General features: G+C 70.0%; 13 protein-coding genes. 9 read left to right on the forward strand and 4 right to left on the reverse strand.

Going from position 1 to position 15,831, the window contains the following annotated elements; translation table 11 throughout:
* Positions 1-40: 40 nt before the first annotated feature.
* Positions 41-790, reverse strand: a complete 750-nt coding sequence (locus FBF36_RS05040) for an IclR family transcriptional regulator (protein WP_009396609.1) — start codon at positions 788-790, stop codon at positions 41-43.
* Between the two features lie 210 nt (positions 791-1,000).
* Here FBF36_RS05040 and leuC point away from each other — a divergent pair, with 210 nt between their 5' ends.
* The 7 genes from leuC (at position 1,001) to FBF36_RS05075 (ending at position 9,129) form a co-directional block, all read left to right on the forward strand.
* Positions 1,001-2,512: a 3-isopropylmalate dehydratase large subunit gene (leuC, locus tag FBF36_RS05045; protein ID WP_034492419.1), complete on the forward strand. Its 1,512-nt coding sequence runs from the start codon at positions 1,001-1,003 to the stop codon at positions 2,510-2,512.
* An 84-nt stretch (positions 2,513-2,596) separates the two neighbouring features.
* Complete coding sequence (gene leuD, locus FBF36_RS05050) at positions 2,597-3,250, forward strand: 3-isopropylmalate dehydratase small subunit (RefSeq protein ID WP_009396612.1); 654 nt, start codon at positions 2,597-2,599, stop codon at positions 3,248-3,250.
* 245 nt (positions 3,251-3,495) lie between these two features.
* Positions 3,496-4,818, forward strand: a complete 1,323-nt coding sequence (gene murA, locus FBF36_RS05055; RefSeq protein ID WP_034492445.1) for a UDP-N-acetylglucosamine 1-carboxyvinyltransferase — start codon at positions 3,496-3,498, stop codon at positions 4,816-4,818.
* A gap of 136 nt (positions 4,819-4,954) precedes the next feature.
* Positions 4,955-5,722, forward strand: a complete 768-nt coding sequence (locus tag FBF36_RS05060; RefSeq protein WP_009396614.1) for a lysophospholipid acyltransferase family protein — start codon at positions 4,955-4,957, stop codon at positions 5,720-5,722.
* Complete coding sequence (locus tag FBF36_RS05065) at positions 5,719-6,774, forward strand: NAD(P)H-dependent glycerol-3-phosphate dehydrogenase (protein WP_009396615.1); 1,056 nt, start codon at positions 5,719-5,721, stop codon at positions 6,772-6,774. The genes FBF36_RS05060 and FBF36_RS05065 overlap by 4 nt, the downstream gene beginning before the upstream one ends.
* An 89-nt stretch (positions 6,775-6,863) precedes the next feature.
* Positions 6,864-8,030, forward strand: a complete 1,167-nt coding sequence (locus tag FBF36_RS05070) for a D-alanine--D-alanine ligase family protein (RefSeq protein WP_009396616.1) — start codon at positions 6,864-6,866, stop codon at positions 8,028-8,030.
* Entirely contained in the window at positions 8,017-9,129 is a 1,113-nt protein-coding gene (locus tag FBF36_RS05075) for a thiamine-phosphate kinase (RefSeq protein ID WP_009396617.1), read from the forward strand. The genes FBF36_RS05070 and FBF36_RS05075 overlap by 14 nt, the downstream gene beginning before the upstream one ends.
* A gap of 98 nt (positions 9,130-9,227) precedes the next feature.
* Here the strand turns inward: FBF36_RS05075 and rpmB are convergent, their stop codons facing one another.
* Positions 9,228-9,419 carry a 50S ribosomal protein L28 gene (gene rpmB, locus FBF36_RS05080; RefSeq protein ID WP_003785965.1) on the reverse strand — a complete coding sequence of 64 codons (192 nt, stop codon included), beginning with the start codon at positions 9,417-9,419 and terminating at the stop codon, positions 9,228-9,230.
* Between the two features lie 518 nt (positions 9,420-9,937).
* Here rpmB and FBF36_RS05085 point away from each other — a divergent pair.
* Both FBF36_RS05085 and FBF36_RS05090 read left to right on the forward strand, forming a co-directional pair.
* The gene (locus FBF36_RS05085; protein ID WP_138137229.1) at positions 9,938-11,899 is read left to right on the forward strand and encodes a DAK2 domain-containing protein; all 1,962 of its coding nucleotides are present in this window, start codon (positions 9,938-9,940) and stop codon (positions 11,897-11,899) included.
* 167 nt (positions 11,900-12,066) lie between these two features.
* Positions 12,067-14,325: an ATP-dependent DNA helicase RecG gene (locus tag FBF36_RS05090; protein ID WP_009396625.1), complete on the forward strand. Its 2,259-nt coding sequence runs from the start codon at positions 12,067-12,069 to the stop codon at positions 14,323-14,325.
* 36 nt (positions 14,326-14,361) lie between these two features.
* Here the strand turns inward: FBF36_RS05090 and rsmD are convergent, their stop codons facing one another.
* Positions 14,362-14,922, reverse strand: coding sequence for a 16S rRNA (guanine(966)-N(2))-methyltransferase RsmD (gene rsmD / locus FBF36_RS05095; RefSeq protein WP_138137231.1), 561 nt, complete (start codon positions 14,920-14,922; stop codon positions 14,362-14,364).
* 50 nt (positions 14,923-14,972) lie between these two features.
* Positions 14,973-15,641, reverse strand: a complete 669-nt coding sequence (locus FBF36_RS05100; protein ID WP_009396628.1) for a class II aldolase/adducin family protein — start codon at positions 15,639-15,641, stop codon at positions 14,973-14,975.
* Positions 15,642-15,831 lie beyond the last annotated feature (190 nt).

Genomic DNA, 15,831 nt, shown 5'->3' on the forward strand with positions numbered 1-15,831 from the left:
TCGGGTGCGCGAGCCGGCGTGCCGGTTGTCGCCTGAGCCGTCAGGCGGAGCCGGTGTCGCTGAGCACCTCGGAGAGCCGACGCGCTGCGGCCATGACCACGTGCCCGTGGACCCGGCCGGGCTGGCGTCCCATGCGCTCAAGGGGGCCGGATATCGAGATCGCGGCCACCACCTTGCCTCCGGGACCGCGTACCGGCGCCGAGACGGAGGCGACTCCGGGTTCACGCTCCCCGACCGACTGAGCCCATCCCCGACGTCGGACCGCCGAGAGCATGGTGGCGGTGAAACGGGCCCCCACCAGGCCGCGGTGCAGGCGGTCGGGCTCCTCCCAGGCGAGGAGCACCTGGGCTGCCGAGCCGCCCTGCATGGACATGGTGGCGCCCACTGGAATGGAGTCACGCAGCCCGATCGGGCGCTCGGCATTGGCCACGCAGATGCGCACGTCGCCCTGGCGGCGGTAGAGCTGCGCCGACTCGTGGGTCTTGTCGCGCAGGGCCGCCAGCACCGGCCCAGCGGCGGACAGGAGATGGTCCTCGCCCGCGGCGCTGGCCAGCTCGGTGAGCCTGGGACCCAGGATGAAGCGTCCCTGGGAGTCGCGGGTGACCAGGCGGTGGAACTCCAGAGCGACCGCGATGCGGTGCGCCGTGGGGCGGGCCAGGTGCGTGGTGGACACGAGCTGGGCCAGGGTTGCCGGCCCTGATTCCAGCGCACCCATCACCAGGGCCGCCTTGTCGATCACGCCGACGCCGCTGCTGTCGTTCTCCGGGGAGCTCTCTGAGGGGGTGTCCATAATCTGATACTGTCATTTCAAGGTATGAGATTTCAAGTTAGGGTCGTCTCGGGAGGCGGCACAGTGTCAGCATCCTGGGGCAAGGCGGTGCTCGATGACCTCGGATGCGGCGCGGCCGCCTCGTGCGGTCCGTGCGGGCCAGCAGCGTCTCCGGGCGCTTCTGAGCGCGGGGCGGATCGGGAACACCTGTTGCTGAGAGGATAGAAGTCGATGGGAATGACTCTCGCCGAGAAGGTCTGGCGTGATCATGTGGTGTCCAAGGGTACTGACGGCGCCCCCGACCTGCTGTACATCGACCTTCACCTGGTCCACGAGGTCACCAGCCCCCAGGCCTTCGAAGGGCTGCGCCTGGCCGGACGCAAGGTCCGTCGCACCGACCTGACCATTGCCACGGAGGACCACAACACCCCCACCGTAGACATTGATCTACCGATCGCCGACATCACCAGTCGTGCCCAGATCGAGACCCTGCGCGCCAACTGCGCCGAGTTCGGGGTGCGTCTGCACTCCCTGGGGGACGCCGATCAGGGGATCGTCCACGCCGTCGGCCCGCAGCTGGGGCTGACCCAGCCCGGCATGACCGTGGTCTGTGGCGACTCCCACACCTCCACCCATGGCGCCTTCGGGGCCCTCGCCTTCGGTATCGGCACCTCCCAGGTCGAGCACGTCCTGGCCACTCAGACCCTGCCCATCGCCCCCTTCAAGACGATGAGCGTCACCATCGACGGAGACCTGCCCTCGGGCAGCGGGGCCAAGGACATCATCCTGGCCATCATCGCCAAGATCGGCACCAACGGGGCGCAGGGGCACGTCATCGAGTACCGCGGCCGGGCCATCGAGCAGCTCTCGATGGAGGCCCGGATGACGATCTGCAACATGAGCATCGAGGGCGGGGCGCGGGCGGGCATGATCGCCCCGGACCAGACCACCTTCGACTACCTCAAGGACCGGCCTCACGCGCCAGTCGGTGAGGACTGGGACGCGGCCGTGGAGTACTGGTCCAGCCTGCGCACGGACTCCGACGCCGTCTTCGACACCGAGGTGGTTCTTCAGGCCGAGGACATCGAGCCCTTCGTCACCTGGGGCACCAATCCCGGGCAGGGCCTTCCGCTGTCCGCGCGTGTCCCCGACCCCGAGGACATCGCCGACGCCACCGAGCGGCTCGCCGCCGAACGGGCCCTGGAGTACATGGACCTCGTTCCAGGCACGCCCCTGCGTGACATCAAGGTCGACACCGTCTTCATCGGCTCGTGCACCAACGGCCGCATCGAGGACCTGCGGGCCGCCGCCGAGGTGGTGCGCGGGCGCAAGAAGGCCGAGGGGCTGCGCATGCTCGTGGTGCCGGCCTCGGCCCGGGTGCGTCTGCAGGCCGAGGCCGAGGGGCTGGACCGGGTCTTCACGAGCTTTGGTGCCGAGTGGCGCAACGCCGGCTGCTCCATGTGCCTGGCCATGAACCCCGACAAGCTCTCCTCCGGGGAGCGCGCGGCCTCCACCTCCAACCGCAACTTCGAGGGACGTCAAGGAAAAGGTGGACGGACTCATCTCGTCTCGCCCGTCGTCGCCGCGGCCACCGCCGTGCGGGGCGCACTGTCGGCGCCGGGGGACCTGCCTCCACGGCCTGCCGCTTCGCAGGAAGCAGGCGCCTCCGACGGCTCCGCCCCGGGCATGAGCGATATCCCAACGGTCACGGCGGTCGCGCCGATCTCCACCACCGTCCTGTAGGGGACGGTGCCGGGCAGGAGACGAGGGCGTACAGGCCAGTAGAGGCCCAGGAGAGGCCGATCAGAGGCAAGGAGCATAAAGACTGTGGACAAGTTCATTCGACACACCGGCATCGGCGCCCCGCTGCGGCGCAGCGCCGTCGATACCGACCAGATCATCCCGGCGGTGTATCTCAAACGCATCACCCGCACGGGCTTCGACGACGCCCTGTTCGCCTCCTGGCGGGCCGGTGAGCCCGACTTCATCCTCAATCAGGACGCTTACAAGCGGGCCTCGGTGCTTGTTGCCGGTCCTGACTTCGGCACGGGCTCCTCTCGGGAGCATGCCGTGTGGGCGCTCAAGGACTACGGGTTCAAGGTCGTCCTGGCGCCCCGCTTCGCCGACATCTTCCGTGGCAACGCCGGCAAGCAGGGACTGGTGGCCGGAGTGGTCTCCCAGGAGGACTGCGAGCAGCTGTGGAAGATCCTTGAGACCGAGCCGGGCACCGAGGTGACGGTGGACCTGGAGAACCGTACGGTCGAGGCCGGATCGTTCCGCTGCGCCTTCTCCATCGACGACTACGTGCGCTGGATTCTCATGGAGGGGCTCGACGACATCTCCCTGACCCTCACCCAGGAGGACGCCATCCGTGCCTACGAGGAGGCCCGTCCGACCTTCAAGCCGCGTACCCTGCCGGCCAAGCACCTGCCGGCCCAGGAGGTCGTCTCGGCCCGGGCCGCGGACATGCCCCGCTCCTGAGCAGGCCCCGGACAACTCGGATCCTGCCTGCTCAAAGAGTTCCTCCTAATTTCACCGTTATTGGCACGGTGTTGGATACGATTAACGGGGACTTTCTGTGAGTCGAAGGCCACCTGATACGGTCCTGAAAAAGGTCCTGGGAGCCCCTCCAGTGCGCTTATGCTGGGACGGCCTCGCGTGCCTGCGCGGGGATGGGTGAGCGGCTCACGCGCGCGGCACGCCCAGATGACGTCATGGAGGTGTGCATGGTCGACGGTCTGCTCCAGGTCGAGGGCGGTCGCCCGCTGACTGGTGAGATCACCGTCCGCGGAGCCAAGAACCTGGTTCCCAAGGCGATGGTGGCGGCGCTGCTGGGGTCGTCTCTCTCGGTGCTGCGCAATGTCCCGCTCATTCGTGACGTGGACGTGGTCTCGGGGCTTCTGAGCCTGCACGGCGTGAGCATCGACTACGACCAGCGCGAGGGCGTCCTCCAGCTTGACCCGTCCAAGGTCGAGTCGGCTCACATGGCTGACATTGACGCGCACGCCGGCTCCTCGCGCATTCCGATCCTCTTCTGCGGTCCGCTCCTGCACCGCCTCGGGGAGGCCTTCATCCCCGATCTGGGCGGGTGCCGTATCGGCGACCGCCCCATCGACTTTCACCTGGAGATCCTGCGTCAGTTCGGCGCCGTGGTCGACAAGCAGGCTCAGGGCATCCGGCTGACCGCGCCTCATGGCCTCAACGGCACCGTCATCGAGCTCCCCTACCCCTCAGTCGGAGCCACCGAGCAGACCCTGCTCACCGCTGTGCGCGCTCACGGACTGACCGAGCTGCGCAACGCCGCCGTCGAGCCCGAGATCATGGACCTGGTCGACGTCCTGCAGAAGATGGGCGCCATCATCTCGGTGGACACCGATCGCACCATTCACGTCGAGGGCGTCAACGAGTTGTGCGGCTACACCCACTCGGCCCTGCCGGACCGTATTGAGGCGGCATCCTGGGCCTCGGCCGCCCTGGCCACTCGTGGGGACGTGTTCGTGCGCGGTGCCCACCAGAGCCACATGACCACCTTCCTCAACACCTTCCGCAAGGTGGGGGGCGCCTTCGACGTCACCGATGAGGGCATCCGCTTCTACCACCTCGGTGGGGACCTGAAGTCGATCGTGGTGGAGACCAACGTCCACCCCGGCTTCATGACCGACTGGCAGCAGCCTCTCGTCGTGGCGCTCACCCAGGCCCAGGGCCTGTCCATCGTCCACGAGACCGTCTACGAGAACCGCTTCGGATTCACCGGCGCCCTTCGCAAGATGGGGGCCACCATCCAGGTCTACCGCGAGTGCCTGGGCGGCACCGAGTGCCGCTTCGGTCAGCGCAACTTTTACCACTCCGCGGTCATCTCCGGACCCACGCCGCTGACCGGTGCCGACATCGTCGTTCCCGACCTGCGCGGTGGCTTCTCCCACCTCATCGCGGCCCTGACCGCCGAGGGCACCAGCCGGGTCGAGGGCGTCAACCTCATCGACCGCGGCTACGAGCACTTCATGTCCAAGCTGGAGTCCCTCAACGCCGCCGTCACCCGTCTGGCCTGACGCGGGGGCGCTCCGCCGTCGGCGTCTCAGCGAGGTCGGAGGCAGGGGTGCAACATGCAGGCCTCGGGCTCGGCTCGGAGAACCTCGTTCAGCCCGTTTGAGCGGATAGAGTTCACCTGTGCCTGCAACACGCCCCATGACTCCGTTCTATCGCTTCGCCGCGCGCGGGGCGATCATCCCGTTCCTCAAGATGGTCTCCCGGCAGAAGGTGACCGGCCTGGAGAACATCCCCCGCGAGGGCGGCTTCATCGCCGTGGCCAACCACCTGACCGACCTCGACTCGCTCACAGCCATGCGAGCCCTGGTCGATGCCGATGTTCCTGTCTACTCGCTGGCCAAGTCCACGCTGTTCAAGGTGCCGGTGCTCGGGTCCATCCTGCGGGCCGGCGGCCAGATCCCGGTCCAGCGGGGCACACAGAATGCTGCCACGGCCCTCAAGGCCGCCAATGAGGTCCTGGCCGACGGCGGAGCCATCATGATCTTTCCCGAGGGCACGCTCTCCCGCGACCCCCTCAAGTGGCCGATGGTGGCCAAGACCGGGGCGGCCCGGCTGGCCATGACCAGCGGCGCCCCCGTCCTGCCGATGGGGCAGTGGGGCGCGCACGAGATCCTGGACACCTACGGGCGTTCCTTCCGGCCCTTCCCCCGCAAGGATGTGCGCGTCACCATCGGTGAGCTCATGGACCTGTCCCGCTTCGGTCAGGACACCCAGGACCGCGAGGCCGTGCGTGCCTGCACCGCCGAGATCATGCGGGCCATCACCTCCCTGGTGGAGGAGCTCCGTGGCGAGAAGGCCCCCCGCCCCTTCGACATGCACTACGACGGCGACCCCGGCACGGGAAGGATCGGCGTACGCCGCCCCGACCCGATGTCTGAGGCGGACACCCAGGAGGACGGTCAGTGAGCGGCGTCGAACGCGCAACGAGTGCACCGGCGCAGCAGGCCGCGGCCGTCATCGGCTCGGGCGCCTGGGGCACCACCTTTGCCAGTCTCCTGGCCCAGGCCGGTACTCCGACGACGATCTGGGCCCGGCGCCGGGAGATGGCCGAGGAGATCAATGCCGGCACCAACGAGCGCTACGTCCCCGGTCACCGCCTGCCGCCGGGCTTGAAGGCGACCACCGACCTGGCCGGAGCCGTCAAGGGCGCGGGCATCGTCGTCGTGGCCGTGCCCTCCCAGGAGGCCCGGGGAGTCCTGGAACCCCTCCGGGGTGCCCTGACCGACGACACCGTGGCCGTCTCCCTCATGAAGGGCATCGAGCTGGGCACCGGGCTGCGGATGAGCGAGGTCCTGTCCGAGGCCCTGGGCATCGACGCCTCCCGCGTCGTGGTCGTCTCCGGTCCCAACCTCGCCGACGAGATCGCCGCTGGCCAACCCACCGCCACCGTCGTGGCCGCCGACGACGAGCAGGTGGCCGCCCGGATCGCCTCCCTGTGCGCCACCGGTACCTTCCGTCCCTACACCAACACCGATGTCCTGGGCGTCGAGCTGTGCGGAGCGGTCAAGAACGTCATCGCCCTGGCCGTCGGCGCGGCCGCGGGCCGGGGGCTGGGGGACAACTCCAAGGCCACGATCATCACCCGGGGCCTGGTGGAGATCACCCGACTGGGCCTCAGGCTCGGGGCTCGCCCGGAGACCTTCTCCGGGCTGGCCGGCATGGGGGACCTGGTGGCCACCTGCTCCTCGCCCCTGAGCCGTAACCAGACCTTCGGCCGCCACCTCGGCGAGGGGATGAGCGTGGCCGAGGCCGCTGCGGCCTCCCGGGGCGTGGCGGAGGGAGCCAAGTCGGCCCGCGCCGTTCTCGACCTGGCCCGGGCTCACGGCGTGGACATGCCGATCACCGCCGGAGTCGTCACCGTCGTCGAGGGGGCCGCCAGCGTCGCGCAGGTGACTGACGCGCTGCTGGCCCGTCCTCGCAAGGCGGAGGGCGTCCACGCGGCGCCGTCTCAGGCCTAGCAGGCGATCACGACCTGAGAAGGCCGGCTTTATTCCGGGTTTCTTGTGCGTTATCAGCATGTGGGGCGCCGCGCGGTAGCGTGGGACCTATGACAGCCCTCCAGGAAAACGGACCCTCCGTCCCCAGTTCTGACAAGTCCAAAGTGCGTGTTGCTGTCGTCTTCGGCGGACGCAGCGGTGAGCACACGATCTCCTGCGCCACTGCCGCCGGCGTCCTGTCAGCCATTGACCGCGACCACTACGAGGTCCTTCCGGTGGGTATCACCCCCGAGGGGCAGTGGCTGCTCGTCGAGGACGATCCGGCCGCCCTCGAGCTCAGCGACAGCCGGCCTCCGGTGACCATCACCGCCGACGGTCTGGGACGCGGGACACTCACCGCACCCCTGGGAGGCGGTGAGCTCACGGTGCTCGGCCCTACGGGGCCTCAGGTCCTGGGGCGGGTCGATGTCGTCCTGCCGCTGCTGCACGGGCCCTACGGCGAGGACGGGACCATCCAGGGCATGCTGGAGATGATGGGCCTTCCCTACGTCGGCTGCGGGGTGCTGGCCAGTGCCGCTGGCATGGACAAGCAGGTCACCAAGGTGCTCCTGGGGGCTGCGGGCATCGCCACGGCACCGCACGTCGTGGTCGGCCCCCATACCTGGAAGCGTGACCCCGAGGCCATCCTGGAGGCCTGCCGGTCCCTGACCTACCCCCTGTTCGTCAAGCCCGCTCGCGCCGGCTCCTCCCTGGGCATCAGCAAGGTCGACCGCCCAGAGGACCTCCGTCAGGCCATCGAGGCGGCCCGCGCGGTCGATCCCAAGGTCCTCGTGGAGAGCGGCATCGTCGGACGCGAGGTCGAGGTCGCCGTCCTTCAGGGCCGTGACGACGACGCCCCCCGGGTGGCCGAGCCCGGTGAGATCGCCATGGATGCCTCTCAGGGCGCCGGCGAGTTCTACGACTACGACACCAAGTACCTGGCCCACGACGCGGTCGCCATGGTCTGCCCGGCGCGCATCGGCCCTGAGGCGCGCGCACTCATCATGGACACCGCCGCGCGGGCCTTCGAGGCGGTCGGCTGCGAGGGGCTGGCCCGGGTGGACTTCTTCCTCACCGACAGCGGCGAGGCGGTCGTCAACGAGATCAACACGATGCCCGGTTTCACCCCCTTCTCCATGTATCCCTACATGTGGCAGGTCTCAGGTCTGGACTACACCGCGCTGGTCTCCGAGCTCATCGAGCTGGCCGCGGCCCGCTCCACCGATGTCAACCGCTGAGCAGGACGCAGCCGGCCGAGGGGTTCCGGGCGAGGACGTGCGAGTCGGCGACCTCAGTGAGGAGGAGCTGCTCGCCGTCATCACCCCCCTTCTGCCCCGTGGTCCGCAGACCCCCGTCGGCACGGGGGACGACTGCGCGGTCCTGTCCTTCCCCGACTCGCTCACGGCGGTGAGCACCGATGTCCTGGTCGAGGGGCGCCACTTCCGTACCGAGTGGTCCACTGGCTGCGACGTCGGAGCGAGGGCCGCGGCCCAGAACCTCGCCGACGCCGCCGCCATGGGCGCCTGGCCGGTCGCGATCGTCGTCGGCCTGGTCATGCCCGCGGCCACGTCGGTCGGCTGGGTGCGGGACTTCGCCCGAGGACTGGCCCGGGGCTGCGAGCCCTGCGGGGCGGGCGTCGTGGGCGGTGACCTCAGTGGCGGTAACTCACTTGTTGTAGCCGTCACGGTCCTGGGCGACCTCGAGGGCCGCGCACCGGTTCTGCGAAGTGGCGCCCGGCCCGGCGACGCCGTCATCCACGTCGGGACCCTGGGGCGCAGCGCGGCGGGACTCGCCCTGCTCAGCGCGGGTACTGACCACGCACCAGGCTCGCACACCTCTTTCTTTGCCGGCGGCCAGGAGCAGCCTCAGGTCCGTGCCTGTATCGAGACCTTCCGCGCCCCCACCCCGCCCCTGGCAGCAGGCCGCGAGCTGGCCCTGGTCGGCGCCACCTCCATGCTGGATGTCTCCGACGGGCTGCTGCGCGACGCCGGTCGGATCGCCCGAGCCAGCGGCGTCGTCATCGACCTCGATGATCCAGGTGACCTGCCGGACGCGTCCTTCCTCGAACCGGTGTCCGCGCTCGTGAGCGGCCACGGCGGATCAGAGGCTCGCGCCCTGGCCCGCAGGTGGCTGCTTACCGGGGGAGAGGACCATGGTCTGCTCGCCACCGTCCCGACAGACGCCCTCGAGCGACTACCCGCCGGGGCCAGGGTGATCGGCCGGGTCCTGAGCCCGCAGGCATCAGCGGCCCGAGTGCTGGGGCGTCGGCCGGGCGTCCTCCTCGCAGGAGAACCGCCGCAGGAGCACACCGGGTGGGACCACTTCTCTCACACCTGACGGACTGCACCCCGTTGAAGAGAGACGGGGCAAGACAAAAGGCCGCCGACTGCTTGCGCAGCGGCGGCCTCGTGCTCGAAGGACTCGAGGTGATGCGCTCAGATGTTGCGCGTCACCTTCCCGGCCTTGAGGCAGGACGTGCACACGTTGAGGCGCTTGGGGGCGCCGTTGACGAGAGCACGCACACGCTGGATGTTGGGGTTCCACCGGCGGTTGGTCCGCACGTGGGAGTGCGAGACGCTCTTGCCGAAGATGGGGCCCTTGCCGCAAACGTCGCACACAGCAGCCACGGTCTCACTCCTGATCTTCAATGCTTCAACGCTCAGGCCGATGCCCGGCGTCAGGTCTTACCGCCCAGGCGTGGGGCGCTGGGCAACCCGAACACAATAGCGGACCTCTGTGCGGGCCCCCAAGCCGTGTTGGCGTGCGTTCTGGCACATGCCGCACTGCTCGATACCCGGGGACTGAGTGTGAGACAGACGGGCAGTGTGTTATATCTCACCACGCAGGGGGCGTGTGCTCCAGGCGGGTGTGGTGGTAGCGGTCTGACCAGCGCGCCGGTGGCCAGGATGCTCCATCGGTTCTCCGGCGCACTGAGCAAGGTCGCTGTGCAGGCACCCCGCTCCGGTGGGAGGAACGTGTCCGGGCAGGTACTCTGAAACCACATATCAACCCAAAGGCTCGGCCCAGCCATGAACCAGGCTCGCTGAACGCCTGCACATATGCAGATCATGCAATGGAACAGAAGGTGTTCGCAGCGTGAAACACATGGTGTGCCGGTCGTAGCCAGGACCCAGGGGAGGCGAAGATGGCGCAGTCGCAAGGACATCGCCCCGTTACCCCTGTCTCAGGGGCCCATGTGCTGCAGGGGGCCGCAGTGCGGCGCTGGATCGCGCTGGCGGAGATCGTTGCCGATCAGACGCGGGACCTCGTGGACATCCTCAATGTCTTCCCCGTACCGGACGCGGATACCGGAACCAACGTCCTGCTCACCCTGCGCTCGGCCTCCGACGCCCTCCATCGCCTGGGGCGGGCCGCTGATGCCGCCCAGGTGGCCCGCGCCGCAGCCGACGGCGCCGTTCGGGGAGCCCGCGGGAACTCGGGTCTTCTGGTCTCCCAGGCGCTGGCCGCCTTCGCCGACGTCTGCTCCGAGGCCCCCGACCCCACCGGCCTGCGCCCCGTCGAGCTCGTGCACGTCTACGAGGCCATGGCGGACACCACCTGGGCCGCGGTCTCCCGACCGGTCTCGGGGACCCTGCTGTCGGTCGCTCGGGACGCGGCCACGGCGGCCCGCTCCGCCCTTGAGGAGGCGACGGCGAGCTCGCCCGCGACCCTGAGCCTCATCGCCGCTGCCGCCGCCTTCGGTGCTCAGGAGTCCGTTGTGGAGACGGCGGGACTCGGGCACGGCCCGGTGGATGCCGGGGGGGCGGCCTTCATGCTGCTGCTGACCTCCCTGTCGGACACCATTGACGCGATTCAGGATGCCGGCGGCGGGACGGCTGAGGCCCCAGAGCTGCGCCAGGGCCACCAGGACGCCGACGAGCACGCTCCCTACACCGCCGTCGCCCGCCAGATGCTCACCGATCTGGCCGCGGGCGGGGTGCCGCACAGCGTGGGTCCCGAGCCCCTGGGCATGTCCACCGGTGAGTTCGAGGTGATGTACCTGCTCGAGGCGACCGCGGTCCAGGCGGGTCAGCTGCGCCGAGACCTGGAGCTCATCGGTGACTCCGTGGGCGTCGTCGGCACCCCGGACGCCCTGGGCGTGGGGCTCTATCAGGTCCATGTCCACACCGACACGCCGCGCGCCGCTCTGCCGCACGCGGGCCGCGCCCGCCAGATCTGCATCCACCACCTCCACCCCACCGCCCTGGTGAGCTCCACAGACGAGCCTCCGTCCCCGTGGGGAGCGCTCGACTCCGACCCCACGGGGCACGTGGTCTCCTTCGAGCGCCTGGCCGCACGTCGGGCCGAGCGCAAGGCGAAGTCGGTGCGCATGCACCCCTCCCAGGCGGCCGTGCCCCGCCCGACGCCGGAGGAGGCCCCGCGTCTGGCCGTGCGCTCGCGGCAGTCCGGTGTCGGTGTCATCGCCTGCACCCGGGCTCCCGGGCTCATCGAGCAGCTCGCCCGCTCCGATGCCGCTGTCGTCCTCAACCCCGACCGGGAGGGGATCGCCCGTGCTGCCGCGGACCTGGGAGCCTCCCAGGTCATCGTGCTGCCCTGCGACGCCGCCTGTACCGAGGCGGCCCACGACGCCGCCCGCTTCCTGGCGGCTCGCTCCGCCGTCTCCACCGTCCGCCCGCCGGTGGGGACCCGGAAGTCGAGCACCGCGCGTGAGACCGCCCGTGCCGGGGTGCAGACGGGGACCCAGTCGGAGCGCTACGCGGCCGAGGGCATTCAGCTCCTCGTATGTGACACCGACGACGAGGCCCGGGTCCTGGCAGCTGCAGTCGCCCTGGCCGGCAGGGGCGAGGAGGCCGAGCTGACCGAGCTGGCCCGTCGCGCCTGGAGCGCCGCCGCAGGGCTGCGCACCATCGCCCTCAACGGAGCCCAGGCCGATGCCGAGGCCGTGGCTCGCGCCGTGGCCTCGGCGCTGCGGCCCTCCGATGAGCTGCTCACCGTCATCACCGGCCGCAACGCCGGCCGCGACGTCGGCGCCCTGGCCGCCAGCGCAGCGGTAGGAGCCCGAGGGCACGTGATCGGTGAGGACGTGGAGGTCGCCGTCCACGCGGGCGGCCAGGAGCACCCTGACGTTCTCATCGCCATCGAGTAGCCGTCTCCGGGCCCGCTGGGCGGCCATGAGATCGCCAGCGGCTGCGAGCGGCTCGGGTCATGAACGGCTCCGAGGCTCCTTCGTCATAGGGTGGGGTCGTGCCCGGCTCGTCTGATCGCTCAACCCGTACGCCCCGCCCCGGCAGCGTCGGACTTCTCGAGCGTCCTGTGACCCGGCTCGTGGGCAAGCGCACGGCCGCCCAGCTCGCCAAGCAGGGGGTGGAGACCGGGGCGGACCTGCTGCGCCTGCTGCCCCGGCGTTATGACACCTGGGGGGAGCTGACCGACATGCGCACGCTCGTCGAGGGCGAGCAGGCCACCATCCAGGCGCAGGTCGTGCGGGCCTCCTCCCGGCGCACCCGCTCCGGCCGGGTGCCGGCCCTCATGGAGGCCACCGTCACCGACGGCGCCTCCACCATGGACCTCGTCCAGTTCGGCGCGACGGGCCAGATGCGTGCCCGCGCCAGTCAGCTGGCTCCTGGAACCACCGTCCTCCTGAGCGGCAAGGTGGGACTTCACCGCGGACGCAAGCAGCTGTCCAACCCGCGCCTGTACGTCCTTGACGAGCTCGATGAGGCCGAGCGTGAGGCTCTGCTGGCCCGCCCCATGCCCATCTACCCGGGCACGGAGGCCCTCCCGTCCTGGTTGGTGGCCAAGGCGGTGCGGATCGTCCTGGACCAGCTCGAGCCGGGTGACGTCGCCGACCCCATCCCCGAGGAGCTGCGGCGCGAGATGGGGCTGGTCGACGCCTACACCGCCTACCGCTGGGTGCACCGGCCCGAGGATTCTCGCCAGTGGAAGGCCGCTCGAAGTCGACTGCGCCACGAGGAGGCCCTCATCCTGCAGGTCGCCCTGGCTCAGCGCCGAGCCCATCATGAGGCGACCCGTACCGCGGTCGCCTGGCCCGTACCGGAGACGGAGGACTCCCTGAGGGCGGATCTCGATGCCCGCCTGCCCTACGACCTCACCGCCGGACAGGAACGGGTCGGTCGGGAGATCTCCGCCGACCTGGCCCGCACCGTTCCCATGCAGCGCCTTCTTCAGGGCGACGTGGGAAGCGGTAAGACCCTCGTGGCCCTGCGCGCCATGCTCCAGGTGATTGGAGGGGGAGGGCAGGCCGCCCTCCTGGCCCCCACCGAGGTTCTCGCCGCCCAGCACCACTCCTCGCTGGAAGCGGTTCTCGGCCCCATGGCCCGACTCGGGATGCTCGGTGGCGCCGAGCGTGCCACCCGCGTCCACCTGCTGACCGGCTCCACCCCCACCGCTCAGCGCCGTCAGATCCTCGCCGATCTGGCCGCCGGTGAGCCGGCGATCGTCGTGGGCACCCACGCCCTGCTGTCCGACACGGTGCAGATCCCCTTCCTCGGCCTGGTCGTCGTCGACGAGCAGCACCGCTTCGGCGTCGCCCAGCGCGACGCCCTGCGCGAGCGCGGCGGCCTCACCGACCCGGCCACCGGTCAGAGCCACACGCCCCACCTGCTGGTCATGACCGCCACCCCGATTCCGCGCACCATCGCCATGACAGTCTTCGGCGACCTGGCCACCTCCGTCCTCGATGAGCTGCCCGCCGGACGCAGCGCCGTTCCCACCCACCTCGTCCCGTGGTCACGCATCTCCTGGGTGGAGGGAATCTGGCGGCGTGCAGCCAAGGAGGTCGCCTCCGGAGGGCGGGTCTATGTCGTCTGCCCACGGATCGAGGTCGACGATGAGCCCCGGCAGGTGCAGACGGAGGGCGCAGCGGCTTTCGAGACCGAAGACGGGCAGGGGCCGGAGCCGCTCACGGACGAGGGGAGCGGCTCGCATCCGGACCGCCCGCTGGCCGCCGTCGAGGAGTGGAGGCGGCGACTGGATGGTGAGCCCGCCCTGGAGGGTATCGGCGTCGGGGTCCTCACCGGACGCATGAGCAGTGAGGGCAAGGCCGCCTCCATGGCGGACTTCGCCTCCGGCGCCACCCCGGTCCTGGTGTCCACCACCGTCATCGAGGTGGGGGTGGACGTGCCCGAGGCCTCCATGATGGTCATCCTGGACGCCGACCGTTTCGGCCTGTCCCAGCTCCACCAGCTGCGCGGACGGGTCGGGCGCGGCAGCAGACCGTCCCTGTGCGTGGCGGTCACCGGCGCGGAGGTCGGTTCCACCGCCTTTCACCGGCTCAAGGCCTTCGCCTCCACCACGGACGGATTTGCGCTGGCCGAGGCCGACCTCGAGCTGCGCAGCGAGGGTGACGTCCTGGGGGCCTCGCAGTCGGGCCGCGCCTCCGGGCTGGACCTGCTGCGCGTGACCCGCGATGCCCGCCTCATCGCCACCGCGAGGCGTCAGGCCGAACGGATCGTGGCCGCCGACCCGCAGCTGAGTGAGCACCGCGCCCTGGCCGCGGCGATCGTTGAGCGCCTCGATGAGGAGTCTCAGGCCTTCCTCGAAAGAGCGTGAAGGGTCGGGAGGCCTGTGCCGGAACGCGTCCCCGGCTCAGGTGGGTTCGGCGAACCAGATCGTGGTCTCGCCGTATCGCTTGTCCGCGAAGCGCCCCAGCCCTTCCGGCCAGGTGGGTTCCGGTGAGCGCGTCGAGCGCTCGACGGCGACGACGGCGTGCGGTGCCAGCCACGGGTCCTCACCCCGGGCCAGGGGGGTGAGGATCGCGGTGAGCTCCTCCTCGCTCAGCTCATAGGGAGGGTCGAGCAGCACCAGGTCCATCGGGGCGCCCGCCGGGCCGGCCAGGAAGGCGGCCGCCTTCGCGGTCACCGCCGACACCCCGCGCAGGCCCAGTGCCCGGATGTTGCGCCGGCAGGTCTCCGATGCGCCTCGCGAGGAGTCCACGAGCGTGACGTCGCCGGCTCCTCGGCTCGCGGCTTCCAGGCCCAGCGCCCCGGAGCCCGCGCACAGATCCAGCACCCGAGCGCCGTCGAGCACCCCGTAGTGGTCCAGGCGGGCGAAAAGAGCCTCACGGACGCGCTCGGAGGTGGGGCGCGTCCCGGACCGGGGCACCTCGATCCTGCGCCCGCCCACGGTTCCGGCCACGATCCTCGTCATGGGGCAGACCCTACCCGGCCTGGAACCCGAGTCTCCTCCGGACGAGGCGCTCAGCCCTCCTCGGCCGGGGCGTGCTGACCGTAGCCGGTGTCCCGGATCTTGCATGCGACCGCCTCGATCTGCTCATTGGAGAGGATCTTGGGGCTGCCGACGGCGAGCGTGCGCAGGTAGAGCTCACAGACCCACTCCAGCTCCTGGGCCAGGACGTAGGTGGCGGCCAGGTCCGGGCCGGTCACCACGGAGCCGTGGTTGCTCATGAGGGCCGCGGTACGTCCCTTCAGGGCCTTCTCGACATTGGCGGCCAGCTCGGGAGAGCCGTAGATGGCGTAGTCGGCCACCCGCACGTCGCTGCCGCCGAACATGCAGATGTAGTAGTGCACGGCCGGCAGCACGCTCACGCCCTCGAGGCTGGCCACGGCGGTGGCAGCGTAGGAGTGGGTGTGCACGACCGCCATCTGTCCGGTCGCCCGCAGCGCGGTCAGGTGCAGGTCCAGCTCGCTGGCGGGCTTGAGCGGCCCCTCGACCTGCTTGCCGGTGGCGTACTCGACCACGGCGACCAGGTCGGGGCGCATCTCCTGGTAGGGCAGTCCCGAGGGGGTGATGGCGACCAGGTCCCCCTCCCGAACGGACAGGTTGCCTGCGGTTCCGACGACCAGGCCGTCGTCGGACAGGTGTGAGCAGGCATCGGCGATCTGCTGTCGAGCGTCGTTGAGAAGCATGATGGGCTCCTTCCCCGGGGCGTACCGCTGCGCGCCCCGTTGCGTCAGAAGTGGTACCGCGGCATCGTCTCATGTTGGCGCTCTCATGTCTACGGTTTCATCTTTCTGTTTTCGGGCTTGACATGACCACTTGGTCGGGGTCATGCTTTGTTTGCGCTCACATTGATGTGGGTCCTGGTCATCGTCGCCC

This window comes from Actinomyces sp. oral taxon 171 str. F0337, assembly GCF_005696555.1.
In the GTDB taxonomy this organism is placed as follows: domain Bacteria; phylum Actinomycetota; class Actinomycetes; order Actinomycetales; family Actinomycetaceae; genus Actinomyces; species Actinomyces oris_E.